Annotated in this window: 7 protein-coding genes and 1 pseudogene; all 8 read left to right on the top strand. The window is 54.8% G+C overall.

All coding sequences use genetic code 11. The annotated features are described in order from the left end of the window. Positions 1–145 precede the first annotated feature (145 nt). Entirely contained in the window at positions 146–1,687 is a 1,542-nt protein-coding gene (locus ACTHPM_RS08715) for a DUF3472 domain-containing protein (RefSeq protein ID WP_440394785.1), read from the top strand. Positions 1,688–1,716: 29 nt separating this feature from the next. Then, the gene (locus ACTHPM_RS08710) at positions 1,717–6,606 is read left to right on the top strand and encodes a discoidin domain-containing protein (RefSeq protein WP_440394784.1); all 4,890 of its coding nucleotides are present in this window, start codon (positions 1,717–1,719) and stop codon (positions 6,604–6,606) included. 105 nt (positions 6,607–6,711) lie between these two features. After that, a complete protein-coding gene (locus ACTHPM_RS08705; protein ID WP_440394783.1) occupies positions 6,712–9,735 on the top strand; it encodes a sialidase domain-containing protein in 3,024 nt (1,007 codons plus the stop codon). Between the two features lie 173 nt (positions 9,736–9,908). Beyond that, entirely contained in the window at positions 9,909–12,914 is a 3,006-nt protein-coding gene (locus ACTHPM_RS08700; RefSeq protein ID WP_440394782.1) for a DUF4838 domain-containing protein, read from the top strand. 42 nt (positions 12,915–12,956) lie between these two features. Beyond that, on the top strand, positions 12,957–16,094 hold the full coding sequence (locus ACTHPM_RS08695) for a family 20 glycosylhydrolase (protein ID WP_440394781.1): 3,138 nt from the start codon (positions 12,957–12,959) through the stop codon (positions 16,092–16,094). Positions 16,095–16,184: 90 nt separating this feature from the next. Then, positions 16,185–16,784, top strand: a pseudogene (locus ACTHPM_RS08690) (LamG domain-containing protein); the annotation flags it as partial. 159 nt (positions 16,785–16,943) lie between these two features. Further along, positions 16,944–20,969 carry a GDSL-type esterase/lipase family protein gene (locus ACTHPM_RS08685; RefSeq protein WP_440395388.1) on the top strand — a complete coding sequence of 1,342 codons (4,026 nt, stop codon included), beginning with the start codon at positions 16,944–16,946 and terminating at the stop codon, positions 20,967–20,969. Positions 20,970–21,001: 32 nt separating this feature from the next. Beyond that, complete coding sequence (locus tag ACTHPM_RS08680; RefSeq protein ID WP_440421506.1) at positions 21,002–21,892, top strand: cohesin domain-containing protein; 891 nt, start codon at positions 21,002–21,004, stop codon at positions 21,890–21,892. The last annotated feature ends 72 nt before the right edge of the window (positions 21,893–21,964 follow it).

Here is a 21,964-nt window from a genome sequence, read left to right as displayed (position 1 = left end):
AAAAGCCCGCCGGGACAAGGAAACGTGAGGATCATTCTCGCGCTAAGATAACCCTTGTCCCGGAGCTTTCCCCGTTCCAGCAGACCTATCATTTCTGTGCTTCTAAGGGTGTTGCGGCATTCAAAACACTTTGGGAGGAATCGAAATGAAAAAAATATGGGCTGTACTGATGGCGCTGGCCCTCTTTATGGGAATGGAATCCGCCTCTGTTTTTGCAGCTGGCTCGGATAATGTATACGTCGGACCGGTGAATGGTTCACCGTCGGATATCGTGATGAGCGACTGGATGCCCGTTCAGGCAGCGCCTTACACGTACTGGGCAACGCAAAACTGGAATCAGGGCGCCGAAGGGGGCGGATACGCGGGTTTTCAGCAGGATAACCCCTCCACCAGCAACCCACGCCGCTTGCATTTTTCCATCTGGGATCCGGTTAACTCCACGCTTCCGATCGTCTCCAGATATGCGATGCCAGGGGCTTCGGTTTCCAGATTCGGCGGCGAAGGTACCGGACTGAAGGTGATGACGCCGTATTCCTGGGAACTGAACCAATGGTACCGGATGGCGATCCGGACATGGAACGAAGGCTGCACAGGCACCTGCTTCGGCCAATGGGTCAAGGATGTCCAGAACAACAAGTGGCAGCTGGTTGCCATCATGGATCATCCGGTAGCAAGCATTAATCTTCACGGCGGGCTGGGACTGTTTCAGGAAGACTGGGCAGGCACGGCGCAAAACGTCAGGGAAGGCCGCACGAAAAACGGTTATAACCGCAAGCTGGACGGCACATGGAATTCATGGAGCACCCAGAAGATATCCTCCAATAACTTCCTTGCGAATTGGGATGGAGGGGCGACGAACGACTATTTCTGGTTCAAAGCAGGCGGAAACACCACTCCGAGCATCAGCAATCCTACCACTACATCCATCACTCAACCCTCTTCGCCTGTATTTGACAGCATTCAGCTTGCAAGCAACCAGGCGGTTTACCTGAACGGGAAGTTCAATGTTAGCTGGCAGATGCAGCCGTCCAGCTCTCCTCAATTCAAATACGATATTTCGGTATACGATAACGCGGCATTAACCGGTAATCCGGTCGCCCATGCAGCCGCGGTGAAGCCTGAAGCATCATCTGCTTCTGTTGCGGCAGGGCTTACAGCCGGCTTGACTTATTATGTAAAGCTGACCATTACGGACATTTTTGACCGCAGCAGCTCGGTGACGATGCCTGTGACAGTCGGAAGCAGCGCTGTTTTCGATCCTGCAGCTTCCTACAAGCTGGTCAATAAAAAGAGCGGTAAAGTCATTGACGTCCCCGGGGCATCTACAAGCAACGGCACACAGCTGATCCAGTACCTGGATAAAGCGAGCAGCAATCAGCTGTGGAGCATTGCGGATACGGGCAACGGTTATTTCAAACTGATCAATAAAAACAGCGGAAAGGCGATGGATGTATACGGGGGAGCGAGTGCCGACGGTACGGCGATCATCCAATATGACTACGCCGGTTCAAACAATCAGCTCTGGACCCTGATCGAGAGCACGCCAGGCTATTTCAGTATTCTCAGCAAGAGCAGCGGCAAAGCGGTCGAAACGCAAAACGGTTCGCTGGCGGACAATGCGCTTCTCGTTCAGCAGCCGCGGACGAATGCGGATCAGCAGCTCTGGAGCATCGTACAGGTTCAATAATGCCAATAAAGAATGCGAGGCGGATACGATTGAAGTTATTGCATGGCAAGGTTTATATTTTTTCGGTTTGTATCCTGCTCATGAGCGCGTGGCTGCTTCTGAATTCGGAAACAGCCAGCGCCGCATCCGTGGGATCGGTTTCGGATTTCAAACAGACGGACGACAAGACATTCACGATTACCGCGGGCCAAGACAAGGTCAAGGTTATTTTCGAGAGGGATGATATGGTCCGGATTTGGCTGGGCGTGGGTGGACAGTTTACGGAACTTAAAGGCAAGAGCTCCGGACAGCCTGCCGAACCCATCGTCATTAAGGAAGATTTCGGACCCGTTGAGGTCGATTGGTCGGATGAAGGATCTTATTACAAAATGGCAACGGGAAAATTCGTTCTCCGGGCTTACAAAGCTCCGCTGAAATTCGCCATGTACCATAAGGACAATCAAACCTTGGTATGGGAGGAAGCTGCCGGCCTCAGCTATAACGGCCAATCGGCATCCCAGCAGCTGGTACGGGGCGAAGACGAATATTTTTATGGCGGCGGCATGCAAAACGGCTATTTCAGCCACCGTGACCGCAAAATATCCATCTCGGAAAACTATGGCGACTGGGGAAGCGGCACGGTATCCAATCCGTCGCCGTTTTACTTGAGTACCGCGGGGTACGGCGTGCTGCGTAACACCTTTCAAAATGGACTTTACGATTTCGATTCCACGGTGAAGCTCACGCATGACGAGAATCGCTTCGATGCGTATTACTTTTACGGTGAGAGCATCCAGGACATTCTGGACGGCTTGACGGATTTAACCGGCAAACCGGCTCTGATTCCGCGCTGGGGCATGGGTCTTGGCGATGCGGACTGCTATAACCGAACGCCGGAGAAAACGGCGGATGTCATTGAGAAAATCGGCAAGGCTTACCGTGACAACGATATGCCGGGCGGGTGGATTTTACCGAATGACGGTTACGGATGCGGTTATTCCGATCTCGGTTATACCGTGGATGAGCTTAAAAAGCTGGGGTTCTATACCGGTCTCTGGACGCAGAACGGCGTTGACAAAATTGCACATGAGGTCGGCGTAGACGGCACCAGACTTGCCAAGCTGGATGTGGCATGGGTTGGCCCGGGTTATGATTTCGCCTTGAACGCAAGCAAGCAGGCGTATCAAGGGATTGAAAACAACTCCAATGATCGTGGTTATGTATGGTCGGTAGGCGGATGGGCGGGGACGCAAAGGTACTCGGCGGTCTGGAGCGGCGACCAGTCAGGCAACTGGGAATACATCCGTTTCCACATTCCGACGCTGATTGGCGCAGGGCTCTCCGGCATACCGTATGCCACGGGCGATGTGGACGGCATTTTTGGCGGAAGCGCCAAGACATATGTCCGGGATTTGCAATGGAAAGCCTTTACCCCGATCCTGATGAACATGTCAGGATGGGCCGCAAAGGATAAGCAGCCTTGGGTCTGGGGAGAACCTTACACAAGCTATAACCGCGACATCCTCAAATTGAGACAGCGCTTGACCCCTTATTTCTATACCTATTTGAATGAAGCTTATGAAACGGGAGCACCTCTGGTGAGGGGCATGATTTACAGCGATCCGGACGATCCGAACGCCAAAGGTACGCTGACCCAGTACCAGTTCATGTCGGGCGACTCCTTGCTTGTCGCTCCCGTCTACTCGGATACAACGACTCGAAACGGAATTTATTTGCCGAAGGGCAAATGGATCGATTACTGGACGGGTGCCGCGCATTACGGCTCCAAAATGCTTGACGAGTATGCAGCACCGCTGAACCGTCTGCCGCTGCTGGTCAAAGCGGGAGCCATCATTCCAATGTATCCCGAATCGCTCTATGACGGGCAGGTACCGGCCGATCCGGTCACTTATGACATATATCCGTACCATACGTCGAGCTTTACGATGTACGAGGACGATGGCGTAACCAAAGAACATCGCTCAGGCAAATACGCCAAAACGCGCATCGATTCGATCGCTCCCGAGCAGGGAACGGGCGATTTGACCGTCAAGGTAGGGGCGAGCATCGGAAATTATCAGGGCAAGCCGGCTACCCGCGTCAGCCAATTCATGATCCATATGGCGGATCAGCCTTCGTCCGTCTCACTGGATGGAACGGCCTCTACCCGTCAGAATTCGAAAGCGGCTTATGATGCGGCTGAAAACGGTTGGTTTTATGATGCCTCGGAAAAAGGCGGAGTGCTGTATGTCAAAACGCCTAAGCTTCCGACCGATCGCGCTTTTGAGCTTAAAGTTTCCGGTTATAAAGCCGACACGACGCCTCTCACGGATGCGGTGAAGATCGAGCTTCCGGAGCAGGATACCGATCCTAGCCGCATTCCGCAGGATGATATCGTAGCCACGGCCACAAGCGCTGACGGCTCGATGCCTGCCGCGAACGTGCTGGACGGCAATTTTGAATCCATTTGGTCCACCCCGGCGGACGGCAGTGCCAAGCTGCCTCAATCGGTTACGCTGGACCTCGGAACGAAGCAGTTCGTGAACAAAATCAAAGTCCTGCCAAGGCAATATGGTGGCAAAAACGGCATGATTACCAGGTATGCCATTTCTACAAGCATCGACGGCGTTAACTATACCGAGGCAGTCAGCGGAGAATGGAACGACGAGAAGCAGGAGAAAACAGCAGCCTTTGACACGGTTCAGGCAGCCTTTGTCCGGCTGGAGGTCAGAGACGGTGTCGGAGGCTTCGCCTCGGCGGCAGAAATCAATGTCTACCGGGATGAGATAAAGCCGGCTCCCACCCCAATTCCAAAAACAGAAATGAAGGCATCTGCTCTCAGCTTCCAGCCGGGAAGTGAAGCTTCCAAAGCAATCGACGGTGACCGGAACACGGTATGGCATACGAAATGGGACGGCTCCGACAAGCTGCCCCAATCCATCGTCGTCGATTTGGGAGAAGCCCGCGAGATCAGCCAGTTCCGGTATGCCCCCCGCACGGATGCCGGAAACGGAACGATTACGACGTATAACCTGTATGTAAGCCCGGATGGCCAATCCTACACGAAAGTCGCATCCGGGAACTGGGTACGAAACAATCTGAAGAAGTACATTAAGTTTGATCCGGTCACGGCCAAGTACGTGAAGCTGGAAGCGACTGCCGCAGTCGGTGGTTTTGTATCCGCATCGGAGCTTGACGTGTATGAGGCACCGAAGCAGGCTCCGGAACTTTCCGTCATTTCGGAGGGGAAGCATGCGACTGCGGACAGCGAGGATCCGAACCATACCGCTAGTCTCGGAAATGATGGAGACCCGGATACTTATTGGTCGGCGGCAGACGCAAAGGCCAATCATTCCTGGACGGTGGATCTCGAAGGCTTGTATTCGATTCAAGCGACGGAAGTTTCGTTTGAGCGCAGTGATCTGGCTTATGGATACAAAATCGAAGTCCGAGAGAACGATCAATCCAGTTGGATCACGGTTGCGGACCGCAGCAGCAACGCGGCAGCCGGAGCCGTCCTGAAAGATACCTTCGGCAGCCGTGGTAAATACGTGCGCATAACGGTAACGGCTCTTCCGGGTGAAAATACAAAAGCGGCGATCCGCGAATTCAAGGTGTACGGTCTGCCTTCCGCGGGAACCGCCAAAGTCACGGGTGTTACGCTGAATCCGTCCTCGTTGTCGCTGAAAGTACTCGATCAGCCGGTAACGCTGACCGCAGTCGTCGAGCCGGACGATGCTGCGAATAAAGCCGTCACCTGGTCCAGCAGCGATCCGGGCATCGCAGCCGTGGATGCAAGCGGCAAGATTACGCCGAAAGGGGAAGGCAAAGCGGTCATCACGGTTACCACCAAGGATGGCGGGTTTACCGCCACGAGCGAGGTAACGGTAAGCGGCCAAACGGACTTAGAGCAAATTCCGCAGAGCCAAATGAGCGCCAGCGCTACCAGCAGCGAAGCGGGCGTCAATGACCCGGCATTAGCCTTGGATGGAGACCCGGATACGCATTGGCATACGAAATGGTTTAACGTGGATCCGCTACCGCAATCCCTTATCGTTAGTCTTGGCGGAACGCATAAAATCAGCAAAATCGCTTACCTGCCGCGTCCCGACGCAGGAAACGGCACGATTACTTCTTATAACGTATACGTGAGCAGCGATGGAGCTTCATTTACCAAGGTAGCGGCGGGAACGTGGCTTCGCAACAAACAGCAGAAGGAAGCGAATTTCGCTCCTGTGGAAGCGGCCTACGTAAAACTGGAGGCCGTGCAGGGCGTCGGCGATTTCGCTTCCGTCGCCGAGCTTAACGTATTCCAAGCGAAAACGGCTGCAAACGGCCCGGCCGCGAAGCTGACTCCGGACGGTCAGGCGTCATCCGGTCAGCCGTTCAAGGTAGATTTCGGTGTGGACGGCATGCCTGAGCATATTTTCGCGGTTGACGCTTCCTTACAATATGATTCGGAGCATATGAGCTTCGTATCGGCCGAGTCCTTGATTCCGGGCGTCAACATCGTGGATACCAAGTCCGGGGAGCCGGGTAAAATCCGCATGATCATCGCAAGCGAAGGAGCCGATCATGGACTCTCGGGAAATCAGGCCATTGTTGCCGTTACGTTCCTGGCCAAGGAGAACTCCGAGACCGTTACCGTCCATTTGACGGCATCGGATATTGTGCTCGGTGATGCGAACGGCCATGAAACGCAGGCATCGAACACTTCAGCCCAAGTTCAGATCACTGCCGGGAACCCTGGCGGCATGCCGGGCGATGTCAACGGTGACGGTAAAGTCAGCATTGGTGATCTTGCCATCCTGGCAGCTCAATACGGCAAAGATGCTTCAAGTCCAAACTGGAATGCGATCAAGCATTTGGATCTGGACGGAAGCGGATCTATCGATATCGCGGATTTGGCATTGGTGGCCAAGAAAATCGTGCAGGATTAATTTGGGGAAATCGAGAAAGGGTGGCGGTCCATGCGCGCTTCCAGCTCATGGACCTACCCTTTATCCTCATGAATTCGCGAACGGAAATCCAGAGGAGCGTGAAATATGCGCAAGGCGAAGGTTGTGTTTTTGAGTTTGGTAGTGGTGCTGTTGCTGTTTCCGTCGACGTGGCTGGGAGGCGTATCCCATGCGGCCGAGACGGATGACGGCCTTGTGCTGAGAGTGGAGAATCAGCAGATCCGCGACGGCAGCTACACGAATCTGAACGATAAAGTCAATGATCTGAAGGGATTGCAAGAAGGTACGATCATCGTCAGATTCCGTTACAACGCTGGCAACGTCATGTCTTTGTTCTCTCTTTCCAACCGGACGCTGCCCAATGATCATTTTCATCTTTACGTGACATCTTCCGCGATAGGCATCGAGAACCGCAATCAGGATAACAACAATCCCGGCAGCAACATTCACGTCAAGAAAGACATTGCCATCAAAGCGAATGAAGTGCACACGGTTGCGATGGTCGTGGATAAAAAGGAAGGCTACAAATATTTTCTGGACGGAGAGCTGGTGCTGCGAGACACGACGTCAGACCGCCAATTTATGAACAGGGTCTATGCTCCGGACAGCGCGCAGCTGGGCAGGACCGAAAGACCCGCGGGGAGCAACACCTATAATTTGAACGGCGATATCGATTTTGCGGAAGTATACAGCAAGCCGCTGGCGGATTCGGCACTGGCGAGCATTACGGGTGTTACCAAGGCAGTCCCGGTCACCAACCCCAAACCCGACAATGCCGAAATCACAGATCCGCAAAACATCTTTTATTCCGGTTTCATGTCTTCGAACAACTATCGCATCCCTGCGCTTTTGTATACGAAGGCCGGTACTTTGATTGCGGGCATTGACCGAAGAGTACCCAACGGAAGCGATTCTCCGAACAACATCGATGCGATGGTTCGCCGGAGCATGGATCAGGGAGCGACATGGGAGAGCAGCGGCATTATCATCAACGATTATCCCGACCAGGCTTCCAATATCGATCAATCGTTGATGCAGGACGAGGAGACCGGAAGAATCTTCTCGCTTGTGGACGGCTTCCCGAACGGTGGGGGATTGCTTGGAGGCTTCGGTAATAACGCCTACAAAGGCACCGGGTTCCGGACCGTCGACGGCAAGAAGTATATGTATCTGACGGATGCCGGCGGCAAGGAATATACCATTCGTGACGAAGGGAAGGTGTACGATTCCGCAGGAGCTCTTACCGATTATACCGTCGATGCCAAGCGGAACCTCTTCAAAAACGGCGTGAAAGTAAGCAACGTTTTCGCGGCGAACTCCCCGTTAAAAGCATTCAAGACGCAGTATCTGGAGCTTTATTACAGCGATGACGAGGGGGCGACGTGGACGGGGCCGGTGGATTTGAATCCGGTGGTCAAGGAAGAGTGGATGATTTTCCTCGGCACGGGTCCCGGAACCGGCATCCAGCTGAAGGAAGGCGAGCATAAAGGCAGACTCGTGTTCCCCGTTTATTTTCTGAACGATTACAACAAGCAGGCCAGCGCAGTCATATACAGCGATGACCACGGCAAGACCTGGCACCGGGGCGAGTCGCCGAACGAAGGGCGCGACGTGGGCGGCGGAACCATCATCCATGAGAAAGACTTCACCAATTCAAGCTACGAATTGACGGAATCCCAGGTGGTGGAAATGCCGGACGGACAGCTGAAGCTGTTCATCCGCAACTACTCCGGATACGCACAAATCGCGACCAGCTTCGACGGGGGAGAAACCTGGGATGCTACCGTGGTTACCGAAAAAGACCTGATCGCCGCGTACTGCCAAATGACGGCCATCCGTTACAACGGCAAAATCGACGGCAAGGAGGCTGTCATTTTTGGGGCCCCTGCCAACTCTTCCTCCCGAGTGAGCGGGACGGTTAAGGTCGGATTGATCGAGGAGGATGGAAAGTACCCGAACGGCAGGACGAAATACAAATTCAACTGGAAATACGCGCAAAAAATTACGGATGGGCATTATGCCTATTCCAGCCTCGCGAACCTGGGCGGCGGAAAGATCGGCTTGCTGTACGAGGGCACGGACAATACCAACATGAGCTTTATCAAATTCAACGCCGAATATTTGAAATGGCAGCGGGAAGGGCAGAAGCCCGAGCCTAAACTGAAGTCCATCGCTCTCGAGTCAGCCGCCGGCAGCGGATATGAGAGCGGGGAACGGGTCCGGATCAAAGCCGTGTTCGACGGCTACGTCATGCTGAGCGGAGACCGGAAATTAACAGGTACGATCGGAGACCGTCCGCTTGAGTTTGATCTGGTTCAGCAAAATGCCGCAGGAACGGAGTTCGTGTTTGAAGCGGAATTCCCGGATTTGCCGAAGGGCAAATATTCGCTGGACGCTGTATTCTCCGATGGCTTGTCGATCAGGAGCGTTTATGGAGTCCCACTCGCAGCCGACAACGAGAATCACAAACTGCACGCCGAAATCAACTCGGGAACTGTAGGCGAAGGATCAGGGGAGGAAACGTATGTCGTAAGCCCGGACCGGGTGTCGTCAGGGGGAAGCTTCCAAGTGCAGATCGGAGTGAGGCGTTTGACGACAAGCGTGTTTGCGCAGGACATCACGGTTCTTTACGACGCATCGCTTATGGAGTTCATCTCTGCGAGCCCCCTGCTGGATGGGGTTAAGCTGATCGAGGCCAAAACGGACCAACCGGGTAAAATCCGCCTGATTGTGGCCAGCGAAGGAGCGGGACACGGCGTGACCGGAGACCAAAAAGTTGCTGAGGTGGCTTTTAAAGCCAAAGATGTCGGCGAGACGAAAAGCGGAGCAGTTCAAACGGCAAACGCATGGCTCGCGGATGCAGACGGAAAGGAAACCGAGGCGGGCCCTGCTTCGGCAAGGATTGAAATATATGCCGGCAGCACTGGAGAACCGGGCGATCTGAACGGCGACGGCAAAGTCAGCATCGGTGATCTTGCCATCCTGGCAGCTCAATACGGCAAAGATGCTTCAAGTCCAAACTGGAATGAGATCAAGCATCTGGATCTGGACGGTAGCGGATCGATCGATATTGCGGATCTTGCAATCGTGGCCCAAAAGATCATCCGTTAAACGATTGGAGCCAGGCGGCAGGGGAAAATGTCACCGTGCCGTCTGGCTTTACACAACGAACAAGGGAGGTAAATAGCGAGATTGACAGGATTAATAGGGCGTCCGGCAGTTCATTGTTTCTCTGCTGTACAAATGGGTTTACCGGTAAACTCGGCCGTAAGGAGGCGTGCGTGTTGAACAAACAAAGAATCAGATGGTTGAATTTGGCGTTAATCATGTCCTTATTTTGGGGTTATTTCGAGACAGGCTCGCGCGCGTATGCCGATTCGTTTGAGGGGAATGAAAAAACCCTGGTGGATCAACGGCAAGCGGAATCGGCCATCCTTTGGTGGAGCCAAGATTCGGATGCTAAGGCAGCGGCCTATGCTGCCGGAGAGCTTCAAGCGTATATCAAACGAATCAGCGGGACGGTAGTTCCAGTCGTACGGGGGAAGCTGACAGGTGAAGAAGGAAGTACCCCGGTTCATCTATCCAGCGCACTGCTCATCCTGACCGGCGATAAGGCAAAACCTTATGTCGGCGGCAAGCAAACGGCCGATATACCGGCTGCATGGCTGAATACCGCGAATGCGAAGCTGGATGGAATGAAGGAGGATTCATTCGCCATAGACACAACCGATAACGGTCTTGTTCTGGCGGGAGTTAATGATCGCGGCACGCTGTATGCCGCTTACGAGGTGCTGGGGAGAATGGGCGTGAAGTTTTTTGCCCCGACATTCGAAAACTACGGCATTCATGCCGAAAATGTGCCCTCCCGCAGTTCCATCACGCTGCCTTCCATCCACGAGGTGCAGGAGCCTGGCTTTACGGTCCGCCGCAAATACGTAGAGGAGGGGTGGAGCCATTCGGCGGAGAATCTGCCTGCGCTCATCGACTGGATGGCTAAAAACAAGCTGAATACGCTGGTCGTGCCTTACGATTATATTGCTCAGGGCAATACCCGCTGGGATGACTGGAGGGAGAAGCTCATTCCCGAGCTGAGCAAAAGAGGCATGATGGCAGAGGTCGGCGGTCACGGCTTTGAAAGCTTCCTCCGCAAAGAGAAATACGGTGCGGCCCATCCGGACTGGTTCGTCAACGGTTATAACGTATTCAATATCGCCAGTGACGAGGCCGTCGATGCTTATGTAGGCGAAGTTGTGGCTTACATGAAGGCAAGGCCGGAAATACGCATCTTCGATGCCTGGCCTCCCGACGTTGCCACTTGGCCTCCGGGTGTGATCTCCAAATTCGGCAGCAGCGCGAACGCCTATGCCTACGTCGTCAACAAGCTGCACGCTGCCGTGAAGAAAGAGCTGCCAGGTGTGCGCCTTGAGGCTATCGCATATGCGTCTCATGACCAGCCGCCAAGTGCTGCTTACATGTACGACGATTCCATCCTTATTGATTTTGCTCCCTATTTCCGAAGCTACCGGGAAACGATTTTCGACCCGAACTCATCCGTGAATAAACCTTCCATCAATTTGATCAACAAGTGGAAACAAGTCTTCAAAGGCGAACTTGCCATGTATGAATATTACCGCAGATATGCCTTTCATTCCCTGCCTGTCGTTTTTCCGCAGCTGATCGGTCAGGAGCTTCCCTATTATAAAACCTTAGGCGTGAACGGGATCGGCACCTATTCCGAGCCCGGCGACTGGATCACGTTTGAACCAACGCATTATATTTTGGCTCAAATGTCCTGGAACCCCGCAGCGGACGCGCAAGCGCTGATAGCGGACTATACCGAGACCAGGTATGGGGCTGCTTCAGGGGAAATGAGCGAATATCTCCGGCTTACGGAAGAGGCGGGGCGCTCGTTATTCAATCAGCCTGCGGGCGACTTCGGCAATCTGAACGCCGTGACGAAGGCCCGGGATAACTACATACAGGCCAGGTCACAGCTGGCAATCGCACAGGCCAAAGCTGCCCATGCCAGTTCCGCTTCGTTCATGATTGAGCGCCTGTACTGGAACATCCAATTCGCGATTGCGGATGTGGAGGCCGATTATTACAGGCTACAAGGAGACAATGCATCGTCGAAGGAAGCAAAGCTGCGTGCCTTGAACAGTCTGTATGCCCACCGTTTTGACGGTACCATGCTGCAAAATTCGTATTCGCTGCGCAGATACGTCAGCGGTTTTGGCGATACGGGATGGATTTACGGAGTGAACCGCGGCATGATGAAGCCGGCCCCGATGACGTCCATGGGAACGCAGGAGAACAACAATGTATCCCGGATGGTGGACCATGACGAGACGACCATGTATTGGTCCAGCGCAAGTCCAGCGATCGGCGATTACGTTGGAGTCGATCTGGGCTCCGTGCAATCCCTTCGGGAAATTAACCTGAAGATGTCAACGGCGACCAAACCGAACGATTACATTCACCATGGTGTCATCGAAGTTTCCAGGGATTTCAATACCTGGGAGGCTGTTGCCGAGGTAAGCGACCAGCCTGAAGCGCAGATTACGGTAGGAGGGGGAACTGAAGCAAGATTCATCCGGGTTCGTGCCACGGCTTCGCAGTCGCAGTGGGTGCAGGTCCGCGAATTCAGCGTACAGGCGGATTCGACGGAAGAACCCGGGGAAGGAGACGGGCTGCAGACGACGCTGACATCCGACAGGCAAGAGGTGAAAGCAGGGGATACGCTCCAAATCACAGCAAAATTGACAAATATCCTCGAACCGCTGTATGCGTTCGACCTGTCCATTTCATACGATCCGGACCACGTCAGGTTCGTTTCCGCCGAATCTCTCAAAGAAGGATTGGCGCTGGTGGAAAGCAAGGAATCAGGCGGAAAGGTGCGTCTCATCGGAGCCAGCGAGGGTCCGGGCAAAGCTTTGTCAGCGGATACGGAGCTCTTCAGGCTGCAATTCGTCGCAAAGGATGCAGAGGCGCCTGGAGAAGCCGCTTTCGGCATCGAGAGGGCAGTCCTGGCCGGAGAAGAAGGTGATGAAGTCCAGGCCGGAAAGGCATCCATATCCGTCAGGACGGTACCAGGGCCATCCAGCCCGTCGGAGGATTTGAATGGAGATGGAAAAGTAAGCATCGGGGATCTCGGCATCGTGGCTGCTCAATACGGCAAGGATTCAGCAAGCCCCGATTGGCAACAGGCGAAGCGCGCTGATCTCAATGGCGACGGTAAGGTCGACATCGCGGATCTGGCAGCCGTGGCAAGCCGCATTACCACCCAGTAGGACTTCGAAATCATGAATATGGAATAGAGGAGGATCATTCCAGTGGTTAGGAAACTGCCGATTGTATGGTTTGCCATGGCGCTCGTGTTTACACTTATACCTGCCAGGTCTGTAACATATGCGGCACCCGTGAACGAGGTCCCGAATGTCGTGCCGAGCATCCAGCAGTGGACGGGAGGCAGCGGGTATTACCAGCTGAACGCAGACTCCAGGATCGTCATTGAAACGGCGAACAGCCAAGTCCTGTCGGATACGGCCAAGACGCTGCAAGAAGACCTTAAACTTATTACGGGGAAAAACCCGTCCATCCTCAGCGGCATGTCGGCAAAAGCAGGAGATATTTATCTGGCATTATCGGGTGCGGATGCAGGGCTTGGGGATGAAGGCTATGAAATGAACATTGCCGATTCCGTTTCAATTCAGGCCAACAAGGATGACGGGATATTTTACGGCACGAGGACGCTCCTGCAGATCATGAAGCAGAATAGTAGCTCTCAAGCTCCTCAAGGGAGCATACGCGACGTTCCCCGGCAGAAGGAGCGGGGCATCATGCTTGATACCGGACGGCATTTTTACGCCATGGACAGCATCGAGGATACGATCAAGCGTTTGTCCTGGAACAAAATGAACACGCTGCATATGCATTTCAGTGAATGGAACGGCTTCCGGCTGGAAAGCGAAACCTACCCGGGGCTGACTTCCAATCTGCATTACAGCAAAGCGGATATCCGGCGTATGCAGGACATCGGGAAGAAATACCATGTCGAAATTGTTCCGGAAATCGATCTGCCTGCCCATGCTTCGACTATGACCCGGTACAATCCGAAGCTGAACTTCCAGTGTACCTCCATGAACAACGGCTGGGGGCAAACCGGATGGACGATCGACATCACCAAATCGGAAAACCGCCAGTGGATTCATGATCTGCTGGAGGAATTCATTCCGCTGTTCGATTCAAAGTATTTTCACATTGGTACGGACGAATATCAAATCGGTTCTGCGCAGACCAATTGTCAGGAGCTTGTCGCCTACGCGCAGCAGAGAGGGTTCCAATATACGAACGACGTGTTTATCGATTGGATGAACGAAGTCAACGACCAGGTCAAGTCTCACGGAAAAACGACGCAAGCGTGGAGCTGGTGGGATTATGGCGGCCAGAAATACAGCATCATGCCGGATAAAGACATCGTGCTGAACGTGTGGAAGGACGTGGATCCTTCCTGGATCTTGAATCAGGGATATACCGTCGTCAGCATTCCGGAACCGATCCTGTACGTTACGCCGGGACTCGGCCTGTCCGTCAACTTGAAGAACATTTACGAAAACTGGGTACCGTTTGAAAATGATCGGCTGAACGGTTACCGAATGGCAGTATGGTCTGATAACAGCGAGTCGGAGACAGATGCATTTTTCGAGGGGAAATCGAAAAAAGCCAGACAGGTGCTCGCAGAGCGGTTATGGGGCGGGCCGAGATCGGCGACGGTGGAGCAGTTTTTTGAACGCGTTCAAAAGATCGGCGATGCTCCCGGAGTGGCCCATCCCGAACAGCCGGAGCCGCTTGGCATCACGGTCGTAGAGAACGATGCTAAAGGCACGGGGATCAATCAAGTCGAATATGCCGGGGGCGGTTGGGGCCATGGCTCCGACAGCTACAGCAAGACAACCGATGCCTATTACCAGATCCGTTTTAGCGGTTCCCAAATCAAGATTTGGGGAGCCAAGGATCCGAAGCACGGCATCGCTGGCATCTCGCTGGACGGAGGTCCCGAGACTGAGGTGGACCTGTATGCTTCCAGCCGGAACAATCAGTACATCTATGCTTCTCCGATATTGGCAGCGAAGGAGCATACGCTAAAAGTCAGGGTTACCGGGAAGAAGAATGCTGCAGCGAGTGATGTGTTCGTCGTCATTGACCGGGCCGATATAACAAATCGCTTGGTGGTGGAGAATGCCGTGAAAGGAACCGGCCTGCAGCAGTTGGATTATAAGGGGAGCTGGAAGATCGAGGGGGACAGCTACAGCAAAGCCGCTGGCGATTACGTGCAGATGCGGTTCTCGGGCAAGCAAGTCATCGTATATGGAGCCAAGGGGCCGCTGCACGGCATTGCGGCCGTGTCGATCGACGGCGGGGCTGAGCAGCTCATTGATCTGTATGCGCCCGCCCGCCAAAGCAGCGATGCCTATTATGTTTCGCCGGTGCTTGCATCCGGGGAACATGTCGTCAAAATCAGGGTAACCGGCGAGAAGAATACAAGCGCGACGGATCGCTTTGTGGTGATGGACTGGATGGAAGTCGTCCCCGGCGAAGCCCAGGCTGTAACAGGGGTTGCTTTGAACAAAAGCTCCGTCACCTTGCAGCCGGGCCAGTCCGAGCAGCTGTCGGCGATCATCGCGCCGGAGAACGCATCGAATCGCGAAGTGGTCTGGAAAAGCTCCGATGAAAAGGTAGCGGCCGTCGACGATAACGGACTCGTGAGCGCTCTGAGCGAAGGAACCGCCCTTGTGACGGTTCGGACGAAAGACCAGGGGAAAGAAGCAGCTGCGAATATCCTCGTATCGGGACAAGAGACGGATGAAGCGCGAGCAGTAATAAACGCACCCAAGGCCGTCAAGGCAGAAGAATCCTTTACGGTGGGCATCGGGCTGCAGCATCTGACAGCCGCACCGGTTCAAGCATTGGATATGACGATCCGATACGACGGTGACAAATTCGAGTATGTCGGCACCGACTCGGCGCGGGAAGCGGTGGAGCTGATTCAAGTGTCTGCCGAAAAACAAGGGGAGCTGCGCATGATTGCCGCAGCGGCAGGCAGCGATCATGCCATCCGCAAGGATGGGCCCGTCATCGAGCTCAAGATGAAGGCCAAAGCAGCGGACGATAAAGTCACGGGTACGATCGCAATCGGCAAAGCGGTACTTGGCGATCCCGAAGGGGCGGAAACGGTCGCAGCTGTAAGTACGGCGGCCGTAGATATAACGCCTGGCGATGCAACTGGCGCCTCCGGCGACTTGAACGGCGACGGCAAAGTGAGCATCGGAGATCTCGGCATCGTGGCTTCCCATTACGGCAAAGACTCTTCAAGCCCGGATTGGGAGCAGGCGAAACGAGCGGACATCAATGGGGATGGACGAATCGACATTGCCGATTTGGCAGCCATCGCAAAGAAGATGATGGAGTAACGAAGCTTTGAAGTAACAGGTTCATGCGATATGAAAGGGTGAGGGACATTGAAAGGAAAGAGTAGCCGCTGGTTTCCGAAGAGCCTCCTGATGCTGTTCATGTTCTGCCTGCCGGCGGCGTCTGTGTTCGCCGGCAACGGGAGCATCCAGGCTGCAGCCTCCGATGCAGGGAGCGGCCCCCTCGTGGATTACCAGATCCATCGATCGTTCAACGGGACGGGGGATTACGTCGATGTTACGGGTGATCTCGGCAAAGTTGCCGCTCTGACGCAGGGCTCCGTGGCCGTAAAGTTCAAAACCGCGAGCAGCGCACTCGCCAAAACGTTTCTCAGCGCTTCTAATACACTCAAGCCTTCAAGCAATCTGTCCTTCACGATGAATAACGGCACAGTCTACTTCGAGAACCGTGAAGATAATGTATACGCGACCCGGATGAATGCCTCGGGGACCTTCAATGACGGCAAATGGCATACGGCTGTTCTGACTGTGGACCGTACGGGCAGCAAAATTTACGTAGACGGAGCGGTTCGCGCAGACAGCACGTCAACGGCCTTCTTTTCGAATGTTAACAATTTAAGCGGCATGTGGATCGGTCGAAATGTGGATAGCACGGGAGGGGAGTGGCATTTTGCCGGTGACATGGAGTTCGTGAAGGTTTACGGCCGGGCACTGACCGCTTCGGAAATCGCCGAGCTTAGCGGCTCGGCTCCCGTTCAATTGGGCTATACCATACCAATGCTGGATCTGGCTGCGGACCGGGAACGCCAGGTGCTGACAGACCGCGAGCCGGGCCAGTATCTGGGCCATCCGGATTCGGTGCTGCTGGACGACGGAAAAACCATTTACACGATGTATCCCAAGGGGCACGGCATCGGACCGATCGTGCTGAAAAAGAGTACGGATGGAGGGCTCAGCTGGAGCGGCCGCCTGAGCACGCCAGAGAGCTGGGCGGCAAGCCAGGAAACCCCAACGGTATATTCCATTAAAGGGCCGGGCGGCAAGACGAGGCTGGAAATGATCAGCGGCTTTGTCCGCAATGGCGACACCGGCTTCCAGACCTCGTATTCCGATGATGACGGGGCAACCTGGAGTGAGTTCAAACCATTTTTCAAAGGGGAGGGCAAAGCGGGCATCGTGGCCATGGCCAGCCTGACCCGTCTGAAGAACGAGGACGGCAGCTGGGCGCAGCGATGGATGGGCATCTTTCATGATTACTCATATAACAACTGGAAAACGATCCTCTCTTATGATGAAAACGGAAACGAGCAATGGAGCGCACCGGAACGGCTTTTGGCTCCTTATGATGCCATTGAGAAGAACGCGGGACTATGCGAAATCGAAGTCATCCGGTCTCCGGAAGGAAGTCAGCTCGCCCTGCTTGCGAGAGCGCAGCATAAGCGCACCAATGCGATGATCGCCTTTTCCAATGATGAAGGCAAGACGTGGACCGAGCCGCGCGAAATGCAGGGGGCTTTGATGGGGGAGCGCCATAAAGCGGAATACGATCCGGTCTCCGGCAGGCTGCTCATTACCTTCAGGGATATCATCCGGCGGAGCGCTACCAACCTGGATGACTGGGTCGCAGGGGATTGGGTCGCATGGGTAGGCACCTATGATGATCTCGTGAATAACAGGGAGGGACAGTACCGCGTCCGGCTGATGGAGGATTTTACGCCATCCGTAAGATCCGGCGATACAGGTTATGCGGGAAATGTAGTGCTCGCTGACGGAACCTTTGTGCTGACTTCCTATGGTTATTTCGACCCGCAGGATACCAAAGCACCTTACATTATGACGGTCCGATTGAAGCTGAGCGAGCTCGACCGTCTGGCTTCACAGGCTTCTCTGGAGGACCTAAAGCGCCTGAGAGGACTACTGACGGAAAATCGCGCAAGCAGATGGGTATTTGCGGGCGATGAGATCACGAGGGGAGGAGGAACCACCAGCGGGCTCCGCAGCTATGTCGATTATTTTCAGGAAAGGGTTCGCTGGGAGCTTGGGCACTACAACGACTTTGTCATCAATGCCGGAGTCCAAGGGGGAACTGCAGCAGGACTGCTTCAAAACTTCGAATCCGAAGTCGGCCGACACAATCCGGCCGTCGTGGCTGTCACGCTGGGAATGAACGATGCGGCAGCCGGACCGGCAGGAAGGGAAGGATTTAAGGCAAGCATCAAGGAGTTGGTGAACCGGATCCGTGCTGCGGGTGCGATTCCTCTGCTGCAAACGCCAAATCCGGTGTACGGGAACGCCGGCAGATCCGATCTGCCGCAGTATGTGGACATTTTGCGGACCGTTGCAGAGGAGAAGAATGTCGTCCTGGTCGATCATTACGCCGACTGGCTGAAGCTGCCCGACCAGCAGCGCATGGGGGCGAATTGGCTGAGCGGATCGCTGTTTCCGAACCAGTACGGTCATTTTGAAATGGCCAATGCGTTGTTTAAGGCTTTGAGTATTTATGATGCCGGCAGCGCGACATCAAGACTGGTTGTTCCTTACCGGATTCCAGGTTCGGAACGAAGCGGAGAAACACCCGCGGACTTCGCGGTTGAAACGCCTGCGACAGGCGCCCAAGACATGGATCGCTTGAAGGATCTGCTTACGGGCAAAGGCGCTAGCACATGGCTGTTCACAGGGGACAGCATTACGCACGGTCCCGTGCATACCAATGGGCTGCGGAACTATGTCGAATATTTCCAGGAAAGGCTGCGCACCGAGATGGGGCATGACGAGGACCTGGTCATCAATACCGGGATCAGCGGCAACCGGACCGGGGATGTGCTGAACGGATTTGAGCAGCGTGTTGCCCGTTTTCAGCCGGATGTGGTATTCGTCATGCTGGGCATGAACGACGTGACCGCGGGGACGGCCGGGCGAGCCGGATTTAAGGCCAATCTCGAGAGCATCACGGACCGGATCCGCTCCGTGAATGCGATCCCTGTTCTGCAGACCTCGAATCCCGCGGTCGGCGACGCTTCAAGATCAGATCTCACCAATTATATGGATATCATCCGGCAGGTGGCAGTGGATAAGGACGCGATCCTGATCGACCACTACGCCAGCTGGAACAAGCGCGTTCCCGATGCCCAGCAGCTGCGGAAGGAATGGCTGAACGACGCTATTCATCCGAATGAAGTCGGGCACTTGGAAATGGCCAAGAAAATATTCGCCGATCTCGGCATCTTCGATGATGCCAGTCCGACGAGCCGAATGAAGCTGGCTACGCGCCTGGGCAGCTTGTCGGTGGAAAACGATGCCAAGGGTACGGGAATAAACCAGTTTGAATATGCAGGCGCGGGCTGGGGACATGGCGGGGACAGTTACAGCAACCAGACCGATGCTTACTACCGGCTGAAGTTTTCCGGCACCTCCGTGAAGCTGTGGGGAGCCAAGGATCCGAAGCATGGCATCGCGGCCGTATCGATCGACGGCGGCCCCGAGCAGGAGGTGGATCTGTACGCGCCGGTGCGGACGAACCAGTATTTTTATGTATCGGATGTTCTCGCGCCAGGAGAGCACACGGTCAAGGTCCGGGTTACCGGCCGGAAAAACGCTGCAGCCAGCGATACCTTTGCCGTTATTGACCGGGCCGACGTGCTGAACCGGACTTATGTGGATCATCGGACAGTAGGCAGCGGGCTTCATCAGATCCAGTATACCGGCAATTGGGAACAAGGATCGGTCAGCCGCAGCCCCGCTGCGGAAGATACGGCCATAATGAGATTCAATGCGCGCCAAATCATTCTGGTCGGAGCGAAAGGCCCGGACCAGGGAATTGCAGCCATTTCCGTAGATAACGGCCCGGAGCAGCGGTTCGATCTTTACGCCCAGACGCTGAACAGCGAAGCGGAAATTTTCGTGTCGCCGCTGCTCCCGCCGGGAGAACATCACATAACCATCCGGGTCACCGGGGACAAAAATGCAACCGCCTCCGGTTCGTATGTCTCCATCAAACGGTTTGAGATCGTTCCCTTATCGCCATCAGCAACGAAGGTCACAGGCGTGAAGCTGGATCGGGATGAGCTTCTCCTCAGCCCCGGCGAAACGCGGCAATTGAAGGCTGACGTCCAGCCTGCGGATGCCGCGAACCAAAACGTGACGTGGAAAACAAGCAGCCCGGATATCGCGACCGTTGACAGCAGCGGAAGAGTTTCCGCAGTGGCGAAGGGAACGGCCGTCATTACCGTCACGACGGAAGAAGGCGGCTTTGAGGCTTCCGCTTCCGTGACGGTAGGCGATGCACAGCCGGCGATTGCGTTCAACTATCCGGAAACGGTCCGATCCGGTGCGGATGTCACCGTCACGATGGGTCTGCAGCATATTCATAACCCTGTGCAGGCCCAGGATATCATCATTCGTTACGACAAGGACAAATTCGAATACTTGAGTGCAGCCTCGGCTCTTGATTCCGTAGCTCTGATCGAGACCACGGCAGATCCATCAGGCGAAATCCGCATCATTGCCGCCGCAACAGGCAGCGATCATGCCATCCGTGCGGATGGACCCGTCCTTGAACTGAAGTTGAAGGCAAAAGCAGTACAAGAAAAGACGACCGGAACCATCGAAATCCTCAAAGCGGTACTCGGCGATCCGACAGGGGCAGAGACGGAAGCGGTATCGGATACCGCGACCGTGGATATTACTCCCGGCGATCCGGAGGGCGCTTCCGGCGACCTGAACGGCGACGGCAAAGTGAGCATCGGGGATCTCGGCATCGTGGCCGCTCAATACGGCAAGGACTCCTCCAGCCCGGATTGGCAGCAGGCGAAGCGGGCGGATCTGAACGGGGACGGCAAAATCGACATTGCGGATTTAGCCGCCGTGGCAAGCCAAATGACGATAGTTGTAGGCAATAACATACCAACCCAAATTTAATGAAGAGGTGATCGGTAATGGTGACGGTTCGTTTGGAAAGAAAATGGATGGTTCTGTTCGCGGCATTGATGATGGCAGCATGGCTGATGTTCAGCGCATCTCAGGCTCATGCGGCAGCTGGGGACGAAGCAGGTGCGCCGCCTGCAGTAGAGCAGCCTGCTCAAGGCGGCTCGCCGGAAACGCCTGAAACACCGGGGACGCCGGAACAGCAGCCCGGGGAAAGCGGCTCCCCGCAGGAAGCCGGAACGCCCGCGCAGCCTGCCGATGCAGCAGCACAAGACAAAGCCGCAGCCGAGGCGGCGGCCGGCCAACAGTCCGTCACCCTGAAGGCGAGCGCGGAGCAGGTCGCTCCAGGTCAGACGTTCACGGTAAAGTATGGTTTCGCTGACGTAACCCAGAACGTGTATGCCCAGGAGATTACGATTGAATATGATCCGGCCGTGATGGAATACGTTGCTGATTCCGCAAAGGCTCTGCAAGAGGGCGTCACCATTGTCAACGATTTGAGCACGCAGGCTCCAGGCAAGCTGCATATCATTTTGGCGAGCCTCGGAGCAGATCATCCGGTCACAGGCACGGGCGATATTGTGGAACTGGGATTCAAGGCAGCCGCGGTAGATAAGGAAACCGACGGCGTGGTGCGAACGACGCAGGCCGTTCTCAGTAATGACAAGGGAGAGGAATTCATCATGGGAAATACGTCGGTTACCGTGAAAATCAAATCCGGATCGGCTGCCTCCGGTGACGTGAACGGGGACGGTAAAGTGAGCGTGGGAGACCTGGCCATGATCGCTGCCAAGTATGGCATGGATTCAACCAGCCCGAACTGGAATGACGTGAAACATCTGGATCTGGACGGAAGCGGTTCGATCGATGTCGCCGACTTGTCCATCGTTGCGAAGAAAATGATCGAGCAGCCGTAAGGACCGGAATAAAGGGCAGCCTCACTGCCCTTTTTCTTCAAACTTTATTGCCGAATGAGGGAGGGGGGAAAT

The sequence above is a fragment of the Paenibacillus sp. SAFN-054 genome (assembly GCF_051966755.1).
Taxonomy (GTDB): Bacteria; Bacillota; Bacilli; order Paenibacillales; family Paenibacillaceae; genus Paenibacillus_AQ.
This window is presented reverse-complemented; position numbering and strand designations above follow the sequence as displayed.

Coding starts and splice junctions, on each gene's coding strand:
- ACTHPM_RS08715 (WP_440394785.1), top strand. CDS start 146: ATGAAAAAAATATGGGCTGTACTGATGGCGCTGGCCCTCTTTATGGGA.
- ACTHPM_RS08705 (WP_440394783.1), top strand. CDS start 6,712: ATGCGCAAGGCGAAGGTTGTGTTTTTGAGTTTGGTAGTGGTGCTGTTG.
- ACTHPM_RS08685 (WP_440395388.1), top strand. CDS start 16,944: ATGTATCCCAAGGGGCACGGCATCGGACCGATCGTGCTGAAAAAGAGT.